This is a genomic window from Paenibacillus sp. IHBB 10380, assembly GCF_000949425.1.
GTDB lineage: Bacteria > Bacillota > Bacilli > Paenibacillales > Paenibacillaceae > Paenibacillus_AQ.
Genome location: NZ_CP010976.1, coordinates 4,400,194 through 4,416,010, shown reverse-complemented (window position 1 = coordinate 4,416,010; position 15,817 = coordinate 4,400,194). Strand labels below are relative to the sequence as shown.

General features: G+C 35.7%; 13 protein-coding genes. All 13 read left to right on the top strand.

Annotation, left to right across the window (positions count from 1 at the left end):
• Positions 1–23: 23 nt before the first annotated feature.
• On the top strand, positions 24–3,506 hold the full coding sequence (locus UB51_RS20110; protein ID WP_044878813.1) for a CDP-glycerol glycerophosphotransferase family protein: 3,483 nt from the start codon (positions 24–26) through the stop codon (positions 3,504–3,506).
• On the top strand, positions 3,506–5,119 hold the full coding sequence (gene aepX, locus UB51_RS20105; RefSeq protein ID WP_044878812.1) for a phosphoenolpyruvate mutase: 1,614 nt from the start codon (positions 3,506–3,508) through the stop codon (positions 5,117–5,119). The genes UB51_RS20110 and aepX overlap by 1 nt, the downstream gene beginning before the upstream one ends.
• On the top strand, positions 5,103–6,248 hold the full coding sequence (gene aepY, locus UB51_RS20100; protein ID WP_199924952.1) for a phosphonopyruvate decarboxylase: 1,146 nt from the start codon (positions 5,103–5,105) through the stop codon (positions 6,246–6,248). The genes aepX and aepY overlap by 17 nt, the downstream gene beginning before the upstream one ends.
• Entirely contained in the window at positions 6,241–6,960 is a 720-nt protein-coding gene (locus UB51_RS20095; protein ID WP_044878811.1) for a phosphocholine cytidylyltransferase family protein, read from the top strand. Before aepY ends, UB51_RS20095 begins: the two co-directional genes overlap by 8 nt.
• Positions 6,953–8,068 carry a phosphonoacetaldehyde reductase gene (locus UB51_RS20090; protein WP_044878810.1) on the top strand — a complete coding sequence of 372 codons (1,116 nt, stop codon included), beginning with the start codon at positions 6,953–6,955 and terminating at the stop codon, positions 8,066–8,068. The genes UB51_RS20095 and UB51_RS20090 overlap by 8 nt, the downstream gene beginning before the upstream one ends.
• A gap of 308 nt (positions 8,069–8,376) precedes the next feature.
• Positions 8,377–8,769: a flagellar protein FlaG gene (locus UB51_RS20085; RefSeq protein ID WP_044878809.1), complete on the top strand. Its 393-nt coding sequence runs from the start codon at positions 8,377–8,379 to the stop codon at positions 8,767–8,769.
• A gap of 13 nt (positions 8,770–8,782) precedes the next feature.
• Positions 8,783–10,288 carry a flagellar filament capping protein FliD gene (gene fliD / locus UB51_RS20080; protein WP_044878808.1) on the top strand — a complete coding sequence of 502 codons (1,506 nt, stop codon included), beginning with the start codon at positions 8,783–8,785 and terminating at the stop codon, positions 10,286–10,288.
• Positions 10,289–10,299: 11 nt separating this feature from the next.
• Positions 10,300–10,698, top strand: a complete 399-nt coding sequence (gene fliS, locus UB51_RS20075; protein WP_082063204.1) for a flagellar export chaperone FliS — start codon at positions 10,300–10,302, stop codon at positions 10,696–10,698.
• Entirely contained in the window at positions 10,691–11,026 is a 336-nt protein-coding gene (locus tag UB51_RS20070) for a flagellar protein FliT (protein WP_044878806.1), read from the top strand. The genes fliS and UB51_RS20070 overlap by 8 nt, the downstream gene beginning before the upstream one ends.
• Positions 11,027–11,431: 405 nt before the next feature.
• Positions 11,432–11,563 (top strand): IS3 family transposase, encoded by a 132-nt coding sequence (locus tag UB51_RS29820; RefSeq protein WP_445322339.1) that lies wholly within the window; start codon positions 11,432–11,434, stop codon positions 11,561–11,563.
• Positions 11,564–11,864: 301 nt separating this feature from the next.
• Positions 11,865–12,062, top strand: coding sequence for a cold shock domain-containing protein (locus tag UB51_RS20065; protein ID WP_044878805.1), 198 nt, complete (start codon positions 11,865–11,867; stop codon positions 12,060–12,062).
• A 288-nt stretch (positions 12,063–12,350) separates the two neighbouring features.
• Positions 12,351–12,911: a ribosome hibernation-promoting factor, HPF/YfiA family gene (gene hpf / locus UB51_RS20060; RefSeq protein ID WP_044878804.1), complete on the top strand. Its 561-nt coding sequence runs from the start codon at positions 12,351–12,353 to the stop codon at positions 12,909–12,911.
• A 277-nt stretch (positions 12,912–13,188) separates the two neighbouring features.
• Complete coding sequence (gene secA / locus UB51_RS20055; protein ID WP_044878803.1) at positions 13,189–15,690, top strand: preprotein translocase subunit SecA; 2,502 nt, start codon at positions 13,189–13,191, stop codon at positions 15,688–15,690.
• The last annotated feature ends 127 nt before the right edge of the window (positions 15,691–15,817 follow it).

Sequence of the window (15,817 nt, the reverse complement as noted above, 5' to 3'; positions counted from 1 at the left end):
ATTATACATGAGGAGGTATGGAAATGAATATTCTTAATAGTATCGGTGAGTATATAAAAAACAATGATATTCAAAATGCATATACCTTAATCATTGATAATGAAAGTGATTATTCTAATAATTCTGAATATTGGAATCTTAAAGGAATACTATGCTTGAAATTAGAGGAATATAATACTGCCACTACCTGTTTCGAAAAGGCTCTTGATATTGATCGATTGAATGGGGATGTATTATATAATTATGCTTATGCACTTGAACATATAGGATGTATTAGCGATGCTGCTTTATATTATGGTCTTGCATATCGCTATGTGGATAATTTGAAGTTGAAAGAAGAACTAATTAATCTTTGTACCCATAATAAAGAATTGAAAAATATTTTTGATGTGGCTGCTAATAGTAAACAGAAGACATTTGTAATTTTGTCATCCTGTGGTTGGGGAGACATCTATCAAAGAATGCATCATATTTCACGCTCGCTGGTCAAATATGGTCATGAGGTTATTTATATTGAGCCAGGTGTAATGGCTAATATAATAGAAGGAGAAGAACGTCTGAATATTTCAGAGTTAACTAAATACTCATGGGATAATTTGAGGGTGGTAGACGGAGTCAACATACTTCAGCCTTTAATAGTTAATAAAAAGGATAATAGTGTAATTATTAACTATAACAATCTTGTTCAAAATGTGTTGGACGTAAATTCCCTTGATAAAGAAACAGTGATTATTACGTATCTTCCCTATCAAGTTAATGTTATAAAATCCGTACAAGGTAACTTTTTTCATATATATGATTGTGTAGATGATCATACGGATCTTGAGTATGCATTTTGGGGGCATAAAAAGGATGTTCTATGGGAACAAGAATTAATGGAAACTGCTGATGTAATAACAACTACATCACTATCTTTATATCTGCAGCGTTCAGCAAATGAAAAAAGAAATAATGTGTTTTTATCTAGAAATGCAGTGAATGAAATAGACTTTGTTCTAAAAAATAATGAAATGCCTAATGATATTAAAGATATACCGGAACCAAGAATAGTGTATGTTGGAGCGCTATATGAAAGATTTGATACAGAACTTTTTTATAGTGTGGTCAAGAATAATCCTGATAAGTCATTTGTCGTAATTGGATTTGGTAGTACCGAATTATTAGCTGAATCATTACCTAACCTATACTTTTTAGGGGCAAAAGGACATGGAGAGCTAAAAGAATATTTAGTTCATATGCAAGTTGGTGTTGTACCATTCAAAGACTACAGTGATATCGTTATTAATTGTGATTCTATTAAGCAATATGAATACATTGCTTGTAATCTGCCAGTGGTTACAACATTTATGCCTGATTCTGCTATTGGGAAACCATACGTATTTTTAGCTAATAAAGCAGATCAATTTACAACTGCTATAAATAATGCCCTTGAGATAAAGGTTGATCGTGATGTTATTAATAACTTTATAGCAGAGAATTCTTGGAACGCCAGGGCTGCATTGCTTTATAACCTGTCTGAAGGGATTATCAGCGAGCGAGAAATGGAAATAGAATTTTGTGCAGTTGGAGAACAACTCCATAGAATTTCTTTGAACTATGATTCCCCCATTTTCGATATAATGTATGGTGTCTATTTGAATATCCAGGACACTAAGCAATTTGAATTGATAGCAAAACAAGCATATGAAAGACAACAAATTAAGTATATAGAAAGACAATATCTTAGAGTCTTAATATTTAACGGCAACTTTGAGGTTTTTAATCAAGTCATTTCGGAATCAATCTTTGTAGCAGAAGAAATAAAACAAGAACTAAATTATCGTAACCAAGATAAACAGTTGGATTATATATCTCCACTTGCGTATCTATGTTTTAATGATGTGGACTCATATGTCAAAGCAATACCGCGTTTATATGACAAGAGTGTCAGAGTATTATATCAGCTATATGCAGAGTTTATTTATGATGAAAAGGTTATTAGGGGGCGCGACTTTTATGATATTTCAAATGAAGTAGATCAAAAATCGCCGATATATCTCTTTCTGAAAAAGGCGGAAAAATTAACTTATATCGTAGATCTTGATAATGATCTATCTGATGAATACTTACAATTAATTTCTTCTAGTAATCTTAATGTAAACGGCTACTGTACTCACCACAAGATAATTAAAGAAGGACTAGAGGTTATATCACTCCGTGATTTGATTGAACTTAAAAATTCGAATGAAATGATAAAGATAATCGTTCCTTTCAATAATGAATATGTTAAACAAGTGAGGGAACTTGCTAGAAGTGGAATAACTGAGTGTAATGTTTTAGTTGATATTAATTCAAATATGGAACTGGTTTATATCGATAAGGAATTAATGAGTAAAATTATGAAAAAAGAATATCTAACAACAATTTCCTTTAATAAATTTAATGCTGCTGATTCAAATATTGGTGCGTTATTAAAATATATGCCCAATGAATATAAAGATAAATATAAAATAAATATAATATATGGTAGGGATGTGTGGAGTTTAGAACAAACTGTAAGAATACCGCTGATATCTTCTTATACTGTATCGGGCTTTGCTACTTTTCTATATAATCCTAAGTTCACATATAATATAGACGTTGGGCATGCTGGAATATCTATAAAAGCTTGTGGAATTATGGACAAAAAAGATAAAAGATCGGGTGGAGATCAACAAGTTTTTGAAAATGTCGATATAGTATGTACTGCATCTCATATGCATAATGTTGTATTCAGTTCATTTTATGCTATCCCAGAAAATAAGTATGAAATAACAGGGCTACCAAGGAATGATATGCTTACATTATCTAAAAGTAGGGAGAATTTAACTGCGTTACTAGGTGTAGATATATCCGACAAAAAGATCATTTTCAATATGCCTACATTTCATGTTTTTGATGAGATTAATAGAGTTGAGGGCTCTCACAAATTAAATGATAACTTTAAAATTCTAGACTTTAACTATGAACAGTTTGATGCATTTTTAGAAGACAATAATATGATTTGTATTTCAAAGCCACATCATGGGGAAGAGACCTCTATATCTCACAAAAATGAGAAGAGATTATATAATAATTTATTCTTCATTAATAATGATAATTTGGAAAAAAATGATTTGGATTTATATGAGATTCTAGGTGCAGGGGATATATTAATTACCGATTATTCTACGATATATAATGATTTTCTTTTTATGAACAAACCTACTATTTTTGTGAATACGGATATTGAGGAATATCGTAAAGAACGAGGGTTAATATTAGAACCGTATGACTTTTGGATGGCAGGACCAAAGGTACAGTTACAAAAGGATCTTCAGGATGAGCTAATTAAGTGCTGTGTAAATGTAGATTATTATAGAGAAGAACGAGAGAGACTGTTACCTGTATTTTTTGAATCAAGTGATGCTAATTCTGTAAATCGTACATGGAAAGTGATCGATAATGCTATCAGTAAAAAAAATAATGAATTTGAGGGATTAAACTAATGAAGAAAACAACACAACTTAAAAATATGATTAATTCAAAAAGTCTAGAGTTTATAATGGAGGCTCATAATGGTTTATCCGCTAAAATAGTCGAAGAGACGGGGTTCAAAGGAATATGGGGAAGTGGGTTATCAATTTCAGCTTCTCTAGGGGTACGTGATAATAATGAAGCATCCTGGACTCAAATTATGGAAGTTTTAGAGTTTATGAGCGATGCAACGAAAATTCCAATTTTACTTGATGGTGATACAGGATATGGAAATTTCAATAATATGAGGAGATTGGTTCATAAGCTAGAGCAAAGAAGTGTGGCAGGAGTATGTATTGAAGATAAATTATTTCCAAAAACAAATTCGTTTATAAGTGGAGAGACTCAACCCCTTGCAGATGTAGATGAGTTTTGCGGAAAGATAAAGGCTGCGAAAGATGCTCAAGCAGATGATGATTTTGTTGTGGTTGCTAGGGTGGAGGCCTTTATAGCAGGTTGGGATTTAGCTGAGGCGCTGCGTCGTGCAGATGCTTATAGACTCGCTGGAGCAGATGCTGTGTTAATACACAGTAAAAAATCAAATCCATCAGATATTGAAGCATTTATGAAGGAATGGGATAACAGACATCCAGTTGTTATTGTACCAACTAAATATTATTCAACACCCACTGACTATTTTAGAGAGATGGGTGTGGATATGGTTATATGGGCTAATCATAATATAAGAGCTGCTGTTACAGCTATGGAAAAAACATCTAAACAAATATTTCATGAGCAAAGTTTAATTAGTATTGAGGGTAAAGTTGCTTCTGTATCTGATATTTTCAGATTACAAGGTGCAGACGAGTTAAAGCTTGCTGAAAAAAAATATCTTCCAACTACTGATAAAAAGATAAGTGCAATTATACTTGCAGCATCACAGGGTAAAGCCTTGGGGGAACTGACTAGGGATATTCCAAAAGCGTTGCTTAAGATTAATGGAAAGGCATTATTGTCTTTGCAGGTGGAGACGTTAAATCAAATAGGTATCAAGGATATTAGTGTAGTAAGGGGATTTGCTAAGGAAAAGATCTTCGCTAGTAATATAAAAACAGTAGATAACGATTTTTATGAATCTACTTCTGAACTATACTCGCTTTATTTAGCAAAAGACGAATTAAAGGAAGATAAGGTTATTAGCTATGGAGATATTCTATATAAGGGATATATTTTGAATGAACTATTAAATGATCCAAATGATATCACTATTATTGCAGATGCAGATACTGAATTAACAGTTGATTATAGAGATCATGTAAAAACAAATAAGCCATACACTAAGATGCTTTTTTTAGAATCTGTTAGTCTAGAAAGTATGTCTTCATCGTTATCTTTACCAGAAATTAATGGAGAGTTTATTGGGTTATGGAAGGTTAGTAAATTGGGGGCACAAATAGTAAAAGACACATTGGAGATATTAGCGAAAAGGGAAGATTTCAAAAAATTAAGAATGAATGACTTATTTAATGAAATCATTTCTCGGAATCATAAGGTTGCTGTTAAATATATAAAGGGCTCATGGTTGGATGTTGATGATATCTTAGATTTGCAGAAAGCTGGGGATTTATATGCAGATAAATACTAGGCAATTTGGAAACGAACTTAAAAAGTTAGGATTTGATTTCTATAGTGGAGTTCCTTGTTCATTTTTAAAAGACCTGATTAACTATGCTATAAATAATTGTGATTATGTTATGGCTGCTAATGAAGGAGATGCTGTCGCGATATGTGCTGGAGCACATATTGGAGGCAGGAAATCTGTATTTCTATGCCAAAACTCAGGTTTAACCAATGCGACTTCGCCTCTTACTTCTTTAAATTATACTTTTAGAATTCCAGTTTTGGGTTTTGTTAGTCTGAGAGGAGAAGAGGGGTTAGATGATGAACCCCAACATGAACTTATGGGACAGATTACATCAGAAATGTTGGATATTATGAAAATTGATTGGGAGTACCTTTCTAATAATCAAGAAGAAGCATTTGAACAATTGAAGCGTGCAAATATAAAAATAGAGCAAAAGAAGTCATTTTTCTTTATAGTTAGGAAAAATATATTTGTAAAAGAAAAATTAGATGAGCAAAAGTTGAAAAAAGTTGGCTGTGAAAGAGAGTTGTTAAAGAAAGCTGAAGATTCTCTACCTAAAAGAATGGAAGTTTTAGAGAAAATAAGTAAATTGACTGATTCTAATATGATTAATATTGCTACTACCGGATTAACAGGTCGAGAACTATATGAAATTGAAGATTTACCAAATAATCTTTATATGGTTGGTTCAATGGGGTGTGTTAGTTCTCTAGCTTTGGGATTAGCAATGACTTTAGAACAAAAAAATATAATTGCAATTGATGGAGATGGGGCCTTTTTGATGAGAATGGGTTCAATAGCTACAAATGCTTGTTATTATCCGAAAAACCTTTTCCATTTATTGCTCGATAATGGTAGTCATGAGTCAACTGGAGGACAGCGAACTGTTTCAAATAATGTTGACTTTGTAAGTCTAGCTGCTAATGTCGGTTATGAAAATTCAATTTACCTTCACAGTATTGATGAGTTGGAGATAGAATTAATGAAGTGGAAGGAGAAAAAGGGACTTACCTTTGCATATTTAAAGACTTCTAATGGAGTAAAGGAAAACTTAGGAAGACCGAAGCTAAAACCATATGAAGTAAAGGAAAGGTTAATGAACTTTTTAAGGGGTGAAGTAAATGATTAAAAAGGCTGTGATAGTTGCGGCAGGTCTATCAAGTAGACTGTATCCTCTTACCCTAGAAAGTCCCAAGGGTCTATTAGAAATAAATAATCAACAAATACTTAACCGATCTATTGATATCCTTAAAAAGAATGGTATAGACCAAGTTAGTATTGTAGTCGGTTATAAAGAAAGTCTAATCAAAAAGAAAGTTGGCGAAGGAGTTACCTATATAGCAAATCCCTTTTATAAACATTGTAATAATATGGGGTCTTTATGGTTCGCTAAGGAATTTGTTAATAATGATCCTTTTGTATACCTACATGGTGATGTAGTTTTCGATGAAGACCTTTTAAAGTCTACATTAAATAAAAGATTTATAGGTAATTATGATATTGAATTAGTAACTGACTATGGTCCTACAGATGAAGAAGCAATGAAAGTAATGATTGATCATGAAAAGTATTTGATTAAATCCCATAAAGGTATTTCTAGTAGCGAATCTGATGGTGAGTGGACCGGGATAGCCTATGTAAATAATTCAAAGGCTTTATTTGAGCAAATTGAACATATATTGTTCAATGAAAGTTTAAATGAATATGATACGTATGCATTTACTAGAATGGTAGAAGCAGGTGGTACAATATACTGTTCTTCAACAGAGAATCTCCCATGGATTGAAATTGATTTTTTAGAAGATTATAAACTTGCAAAGAAGATGTTTGAGGATGAATAAATTTAATTATTATAATCCTGTCCAAGTCACTTTTGGACAAGGCAGCTTTACTCAACTGAATGAGGTTGTAGGTGATAGAAAGGTCCTCTTGCTAACTTCCAAGGGATTTACTAAAAGAGGAACAGTAGAACAGTTAAAGCAACAAATAAATAGCGATATTATTATTATAGATAGTATCGCACCTAATCCAACTATTGATGAGTTGTCATTTTATTATGAAAAAATTATACATCAACATTTTGATGTTATTGTTGCTCTTGGTGGTGGTAGTGTAATCGATACTGCTAAAGTTCTCTCTGTTTATCAAGAATCTCAGTCTAGTTTTGAACCATTAAAAAGGTTGATAAAAGAAGGAACAGAGTTCGAGTATAAACTACGTCCTATAATTGCTATTCCTACAACTTCTGGAACTAGTAGTGAAATTACGCCTTGGGCTACTGTGTGGGATAACGTTAACAAAAAAAAATACTCTCTACAATTAAAAGATCTATGGTGTGAATTAGCGATCTATGATCCTCTTTTAACGTTATCACTTTCTAAAGAACTTACAATTCAAACAGGTCTAGATGCATTATCACATAGTTTCGAATCTTTATGGAATAAGAATGCTAATTATTTATCCAGAGATCATGCTATACAAGCAGCCAAAGAGATTATAGAGGTATTACCGAAACTTATAAATGATTTGTCAAACATAGCATTAAGAGAGAGGTTGATGTATGCCTCTCTAAAGGCTGGATTAGCATTTTCAAATACGCAGACAGCTATTGCGCATGCAATTTCCTATGAATTAACATTAAGGAAAGAGATACCTCATGGAATTGCTTGCAGTATAACTCTACCTTCAATAATAAAATCAATTTACGGACAAGAAAAAAATTTAGATCGTGCATTAACAGAAATCTTAGGACCGCTTAATGAAAATAGACTGATCTTGTTATTTAATAAGTTAGAGGTCTCTTTGTTATTCAGTAATTATGGAATACAAAAAGAAGATCTTATAAAAATTAAAAATGGATTAGTAGAAATTCAAAGGGCACAGAATAGTCTGGTTAACACGGAAGTATTATTTAATGAATTGAGTTCTAATATTAGTACCTTGCAATAGTTGTATTTTCGGGATTCCAAATAATATATAATCATGATTTTCAATTCGAGGGCTCAATAAAACTCTACGAGGGATAGCGCAATTGGGGTTATTGAACCGAATGAAATACCTTGGTTGTGGATGCTTTGTATCTTATAGTCATTTCTAGTAAAAACTGCATGCAAGTGTGATGCTAAGTTTCGATATATTCTACTTACATTTTTGTTGATAGGATAGACTATTGTTTGTAACAAGACTTTGCAGTTCCTCTTCATTAGTCAACCATAATAACCGATAAATAAGATAAACGAATAACCGGAGGGTGTCTAATGAATTTGCAATTCTCTTTATCTACCAATAGCTATACAAACACTACTGCTGAGCCACGACAGATGAATGAAAATACTTCTTCTAATCAAGCTACGAATCTAATCAGAGCAGTGAAGAGTGGAACTGAATTAGCTAAGTTGGAGAAACAAGGGGTTCAGATTCCTATTGGGCAAGAACAGCTTATACGGAACATAGATCGAGCTGTTAAGGCGTTAGAGGGACCTATGACAACCCTTGAAATTAGTGTACATGAGAAGACACACGCCATCATGGTAAAGGTGCTGAACAAGGAAAGTGGGGAGCTGATTCGTGAAGTTCCTCCTGAGAAGACTCTAGACTTGGTTGCTAAAATGATGGAAATTGCGGGCATTCTTATTGACGAGAAGGTATAAAGGAGGCATATAAATGCGTATTAACGGATTCTCAGGTATGGATATTGACAGCATGGTAACATCACTTATGACAGCGAAACGGGCGCCACTTGATAAATTGAATCAACAAAAAACCCGTTTAGAATGGACTCGAGATAGTTATCGTGAAATGAATAGTAAAATGGTTGATTTTAAGAGTAAGCTTACTGCATATAAGCATTCAGGAGCGATGAATACACAACAAGTAACAGTAACTGGTAATACGACAGCCGTTAAGGCCGAAGTCACAGGAAATGCTAACGGCACACCCATGTCTGTCGAAGTTACAAAAATAGCAGAAAAAGCATACCTTCAATCTGCAAGTGGATTGAAGACACCAGGGAGTGTAACATCCGATGTTACATTAAAAACGACTTTGATGGACATTGGAGCAGGCTCAGCAGATGATACTTATGATTTGTATATCAATAAGACAAAATTGACGTTTAAAGCGACGGATACAGTTTCAAGTGTCATTAGTAAAATTAGTTCTTCTTCTGGTAGTAAAGTCAATGCATCATTTGATGAATTGAGTGGTAAGTTTTCAATAACAGCTAAAGATTACGGGACTATCAGTAATATTCAGCTTACTGATACTGATGGTACCGCTAAGGCAAGCTCCTTGTTAACACTATTGGGATTCCCAACAGATGTGATAGCAGAGCCAGCAAAGATTGCTGAGGTTACGGTTACAAATACAAAAGACGGTACATCGAAAGTATTCTATCCAGATAACAATTCATTAATTGTAAATGGTGTCCAGCTTACCATTCTGGACGTTACTGGGACTGATGGTCCAAGCTCAATTACTACCCGCGCCGATCCAACCAAAGCGCTGGAGACAATTAAAGCATTTGTTGAAAATTATAATGACTTAATTAGTACATTTAACAAGAAAACTAGTGAAGAGAAATATCGGACATTTGTACCTCTTTCAGACAAGCAGAAAGCAGATATGAAAGAAAGTGAGATTACAGCATGGGAAGCCAAGGCAAAAAGTGGGCTTCTAAAAAATGATGGAATACTAAATACTGCTATAAGTGATATGCGCTCTATTATCTCGGGGCAGCTTAGCAATTTAAGTTCGGTTGGCATAACTACGGGACAGTATTTTGAAAATGGTAAAATATATATTGATGAAAAAAAATTAACAGCATCTTTGGAAAGTGACCCAGAGAAAATCATGAATATATTTAAAGGTATTACTGGAGATAGTGTAAATACAGGTATATACAACAAGCTAGATAATGTTATGAATAAGGCACTTGATAATTTGGTGAAAAGTGCGGGTACTTCTAAATATAGCAATGATGCTAATAGTATCTTTAAAGAAGAAAGTGTTATGGGAAGGCAATTGAAAGGTTACAATAAACGAATTTCAGCTCTGGCGACTCGGTTGGCGGATATGGAAACTAGATACTACAAGCAATTTACTGCTATGGAAAAATCTATGGGTAAGTACAACTCTCAATCATCTAGCTTAACAAGCTTATTAGGGTAAGGGTGAAAACAATGATGAAATCTCCTTATGACAAGTATCGTCAGTCTTCAGTTCAAACATCAACTCCAGAACAACTGGTCATCATGTTATATGATGGGGCCATACGTTTCATTCGAATAGCCGTTGACGGAATGGATAAGAGAAACTATGAAATCACTAATTTAAATGTGAGTAAAGCTCAAACTATCATCAGCGAACTGATGTCTACACTTGACTATACTTATGATATCTCCAAGAATCTATATTCTTTATATGAATATATTTATCACCTGTTAATTCAATCTAACATAAAAAAAGAAAAGGCTTTAGCTGAAGAGGCTTTGGGCTATATACAGGAATTGAAGGATACTTGGCTTGAGGCAATAAAAATGGGAACCCCAAAGTTAGGCGAAACTACTTCTCATGGATGAGACAATAGAGGAGCTAAATAACTTAACTAATGAAATGATAAATACAGTAGATGAGTGTTCTTATGAGGAAATGGAGCTTTTTGTAGATGTGCGTCAAAAGTTGGTGGATAGATTAAACAATCTAAAAGCAGATCATGTACTGACGAATGCCCAAAGGGTTAAAATACAACAAATATTGAAAAGTAATGAATTAATTATGGCTAGAATGCTAGTACTGAAAAACGAAGCTCAAGATTGGCTATTACAACGTAGTCAATCTAAAGCTCAACGTAATGGATATGAGACCGCCTATTCACCTGATAGTATCCTTATGGATCGCCGTAAATAGAATCTATAGTAAAAATTTAGTTGATATCTCATAAAGCCTCTGTCATTAGATAGAGGCTTTATCCATTTTTTATAGATTAATTTATAGATTGATAGAACCGATATTGATTATTTGGTCTATGTAGTGAAGGCTTCAGAGTTCTACGAATGGAATAAGGAATAATTACTTAGAGAATGAACATATTCCACAGGGATCCTGAATCATTTCAGGGTCTTTTCTGCGCTTTTCATGATAGGAATTAAAATCATAGCTAGAGAGAATAGGGTGAAACGATTCAATGTGAGCGTTCATGTTTGGCGTTCTTACTGGAATTCGTTCATGCTCGACGTGATATATTTTGTAAGCATCTTAAACGGCATGCCGTACAAACTGTGAACCATTATCGGACCCGGACCTTAAGAAGTAGTGGTTGAGTTCATTCAGTTTTACAATGAACGCAGAATCCATTCGAGCATTCAAGACATAGCACCTTATGATTTCTACAAGCAAAATTTGATTGAACCAATTCCCATTAAAGCGTTCGATTATAAATTCTAAGAAACTAAGATAGGGTAGGATTATGAGAGCGTGTATTCAAACTTAAGGGGCAATCCAAGCTATTGTGAAGTAAATCATATTTAAAAAATGAGTCTTCTATCTACTTGTGCATTCTTGAGTGGATTTAGAGGGTTTTTTTGGGATATTGAACGTGCGCAGTAGGCGATGGAGAGTCCAATATTGAAGAGGCTCTTTGCAGTTAAGATGATAAGAACCCATTTGACAGCGCTTCCTTCCGGTGTTATATTCAAAAAAGTGAGTAAGGCTCACTTCTATTTGAAAACGAAGGGAATGTTTGTGAATGCAAGGTAAAGTGAAATGGTTCAACGCTGAAAAGGGTTATGGCTTCCTCGAAACGGAAGATGGAGGCGATGTGTTCGTACACTTCTCCGCAATTCAAACAGATGGTTTCAAGAGCTTAGATGAAGGTCAAGCCGTTGAGTTTGACGTCGTTGATGGCGCTCGTGGACCGCAAGCAGCTAACGTTGTGAAATTATAATCCATCCTGGCATCATGCCGACCCATATAATGGTTAGATGGTAACAACTGAAGATTTAATACACAAGGTTCCTGAATTATTTCAGGGCCTTTTTTTGTGCCTGATGTTTCTTCGGACTCATTATCGGTTAATAATCTGAATACCCTTATAAACATCATAAATTAAGCAGAATGTAGTCGAAATTAAGGCGGAATGTAAAAGCTTTCATTGTTATATTGTCTACAAAATTGCCTTTTTACTTAGCGATAACAATTGTGATATAATGGAGTAGCAAAGGAGGAGTGCCCTATGAATTTTAATATTCGAGGTCAACAGATTGATGTGACAGAAGCTTTGAGGGAATACGCGGATAAGAAACTCAGTCGACTTGAAAGGTATTTCGATTCACCCCTTACCTCAGAAGGATTAGTAACGTTAGGTACAATTCGAGGTTTGCACACGGTGGAGGTAACAATTCCATTGCCAGGCGTGATGCTTCGTGCAGAAGACCGCAGTGAAGATATGTATGCATCTATTGATGCTGTGGTGGACAAGTTGGAGCGCCAAATTCGTAAGCATAAGACAAAACTTAACCGTAAGTTTCGCCAAGAAGGTAGCTTGAAGACTTTGTTTGTTGAAGGTTCAGCTAGTAATGGTGGAGTAGCAACGGGTGAGTATGAAGAAGATCTTGAATTAGAAGTAGTACGTACGAAGCGTTTCTTCTTGAAGCCGATGGATGTGGAAGAAGCCATTCTACAAATGAATATGATTGGTCATAGTTTCTTCGTATTTTCTAATATTGATAGTAAAGAAGTAAATGTAGTCTATAAACGTGATGATGGTAAATATGGCCTAATTGAACAAGATTAAGTTGCGTGTTAAAGGTAAATTTAAATGTAGAAGTTCATATTTTTGTAAATATTAATGTTTATGAGCCTCTATCCGTGCAACGGATAGGGCTCTTTGCGCGTATATATAGTATGACTTGTGTTGCGAATATGTTAGAGATGTGTGTAACCTGTGTTGCGGCATCTCCTGCAAACTGTTACAATTTATGCAAAACCATAATCATTGAATCAATTTCATCATTAACCCTTGGAGTTATGAGGTTGGTTCTACCATCTGTTTTGCGCGAAAGGGGTTAATTATGTTAGGACTTGTAAAGAAGATATTCGGAGATGTTAATGAACGTGATGTCAAACGTCTAATGAAGACGGTTGATGTCATTAACCAAATGGAACCGGAGTTTGTGAAACTCTCGGATGAGCAATTGAAAGCGAAGACGGATGAATTCCGTGGTCGGCTGGAGAAGGGTGAGACAGCCGAGGATATTTTACCTGAAGCGTTTGCTACGGTACGTGAGGCGTCCAAACGTACATTGGGTATGCGTCATTTTAATGTTCAATTAGTTGGAGGGATAGCACTTCATGAAGGCAGAATTGCTGAGATGAAGACAGGTGAAGGTAAGACCCTTGTAGGTACGCTACCTGTATATCTGAACGCACTTCTAGGACAAGGTGTGCATGTCGTGACAGTCAACGACTATCTAGCACAACGTGATAGCGAGTTAATGGGAACAATATACGAATACTTAGGTCTAAGCGTTGGGGTTAACCTGAACGGTATGGATCATGCGGATAAACAAACGGCATATGCCTGCGATATTACTTATGGTACGAACAATGAATTCGGCTTTGACTATTTGCGAGATAATATGGTCCTTTATAAAGAACAAATGGTACAGCGCCCTCTTTATTTCTGCATTATAGATGAAGTGGATTCTATTCTAGTTGATGAAGCGCGTACGCCGCTTATTATCTCTGGGCAGGCTCAGAAGTCTACTGAGTTGTATTATGCCGCAGATCGCTTCGTGAAGCGTCTAGAAGCAGAAGAAGATTACAATGTAGATATTAAAGTTAAATCGGTTGCTCTCACGGAGAAGGGTGTAACGAAAGCAGAACGTGCTTTTGGTATTGAGAACTTATATGATCATGAGAATGTGACGCTTAACCATCATATCGTACAAGCGCTGAAGGCAAATGTTATTATGCGTCTTGATGTAGATTACGTGGTAGCGGAAGAAGAAGTCATGATCGTAGATGAATTCACAGGTCGACTGATGGCAGGCCGTCGTTATAGTGATGGTCTACACCAAGCGATTGAGGCGAAGGAAGGCATTGAAGTTCAGAATGAGAGTATGACGCTCGCGACGATTACTTTCCAGAACTATTTCCGTATGTATCGGAAGCTGGCAGGGATGACAGGGACAGCGAAGACAGAGGAAGAAGAGTTCAAGAAAATTTATGGCTTGGAAGTTCTTCAAGTTCCTACGAATAAAGTGAACCAACGTAATGATATGCCTGATGTGGTCTACAAGAGTGAGAAGGGCAAGTTCACGGCTGTTGTTGAAGAAATCGTTGTACGCCACAAGAAGAATCAACCGGTATTGGTCGGTACGATATCGATTGAGAACTCTGAGCTAGTATCTGAAATGTTGAAACGCAAAGGCGTGAAGCATCAGGTGCTTAATGCGAAGTATCATGCTGAAGAAGCTGAGATTATCTCGGGTGCAGGTCAGCCAGGTGCAGTGACCATCGCTACGAATATGGCTGGACGTGGTACGGATATTCTACTTGGTGAGGGAGTCCTTGAAGTAGGAGGTCTTCATATCATGGGGACAGAACGTCATGAATCGCGGCGTATCGATAACCAGCTTCGTGGACGTGCAGGTCGTCAAGGTGACCCAGGCTCTACGCAATTCTATCTGTCTCTTGGTGATGAATTGATGAAGCGTTTCGGTGCAGATAATGTACTGGCTATGATGGATCGTCTTGGGTTCGAAGAAGATCAACCTATTGAGAGCAAGATGATTTCGCGTGCTGTAGAATCAGCTCAAAAACGTGTAGAAGGTAACAACTTCGATGTACGTAAGAATGTTCTACAGTATGATGACGTGATGAACCAACAGCGTGAAATTATTTATAAGCAACGTCGTGAGATTATGGAATCTGAGGATATCAAGGATATCGTCATGGAAATGATCAAGCCTGTTATTGATCGTGTCGTAGCCGCGCATTGCGTCGATGATATTCCAGAGAATTGGGAGCTTCAAGAAGTAGCTGATTATGTGAATAGTAAGCTGCTTGATGAAGATGCTGTGACGCGTGATAATCTATGGGGCAAGGAACCGGACGAGATTGTGGAGTATATCTTTGACCGTGTTGTAACGAAATATAATGAGCGTGAAGAGCGCATAGGTTCTGAACTTGTACGTGAGTTCGAGAAAGTTATCGTGCTTCGTTCTGTTGATAGTAAATGGATGGATCATATTGATGCGATGGATCAGCTTCGTCAAGGTATCCACTTACGTGCATATGGTGGTACAGATCCGTTACGTGAATATCAATTTGAAGGTTTCGAAATGTTTAACGAGATGACGGCTAACATTCAAGAGGAAGTGTCAACTTATGTAATGAAGGCACAGATTGAAGGCAATCAGGAGCGCCAACCTGTCATTGAGGAGAACAAAATATCTACGAATGGTGAACCTGCTGAGAAGAATCCAGTTCACGTTGGGCAACAGATTGGACGTAATGATCCGTGTCCTTGTGGTAGCGGTAAGAAGTTCAAACAATGTCATGGTGAATAATTCCTAATTCTTCTTGTATAATGATTACTATCTAAGCATACGGTAAATGAACTCCCTTGATCTGAGGAGGTGAGAGAGATCCCACACATTCTTAAATAGAGAATGGATGGGTCCTCATTCCCTTCAA

Coding starts and splice junctions, on each gene's coding strand:
- UB51_RS20110 (WP_044878813.1), top strand. CDS start 24: ATGAATATTCTTAATAGTATCGGTGAGTATATAAAAAACAATGATATT.
- aepX (WP_044878812.1), top strand. CDS start 3,506: ATGAAGAAAACAACACAACTTAAAAATATGATTAATTCAAAAAGTCTA.
- aepY (WP_199924952.1), top strand. CDS start 5,103: ATGCAGATAAATACTAGGCAATTTGGAAACGAACTTAAAAAGTTAGGA.
- UB51_RS20095 (WP_044878811.1), top strand. CDS start 6,241: ATGATTAAAAAGGCTGTGATAGTTGCGGCAGGTCTATCAAGTAGACTG.
- UB51_RS20090 (WP_044878810.1), top strand. CDS start 6,953: ATGAATAAATTTAATTATTATAATCCTGTCCAAGTCACTTTTGGACAA.
- UB51_RS20085 (WP_044878809.1), top strand. CDS start 8,377: ATGAATTTGCAATTCTCTTTATCTACCAATAGCTATACAAACACTACT.
- fliD (WP_044878808.1), top strand. CDS start 8,783: ATGCGTATTAACGGATTCTCAGGTATGGATATTGACAGCATGGTAACA.
- fliS (WP_082063204.1), top strand. CDS start 10,300: ATGATGAAATCTCCTTATGACAAGTATCGTCAGTCTTCAGTTCAAACA.
- UB51_RS20070 (WP_044878806.1), top strand. CDS start 10,691: ATGGATGAGACAATAGAGGAGCTAAATAACTTAACTAATGAAATGATA.
- UB51_RS20065 (WP_044878805.1), top strand. CDS start 11,865: ATGCAAGGTAAAGTGAAATGGTTCAACGCTGAAAAGGGTTATGGCTTC.
- hpf (WP_044878804.1), top strand. CDS start 12,351: ATGAATTTTAATATTCGAGGTCAACAGATTGATGTGACAGAAGCTTTG.
- secA (WP_044878803.1), top strand. CDS start 13,189: ATGTTAGGACTTGTAAAGAAGATATTCGGAGATGTTAATGAACGTGAT.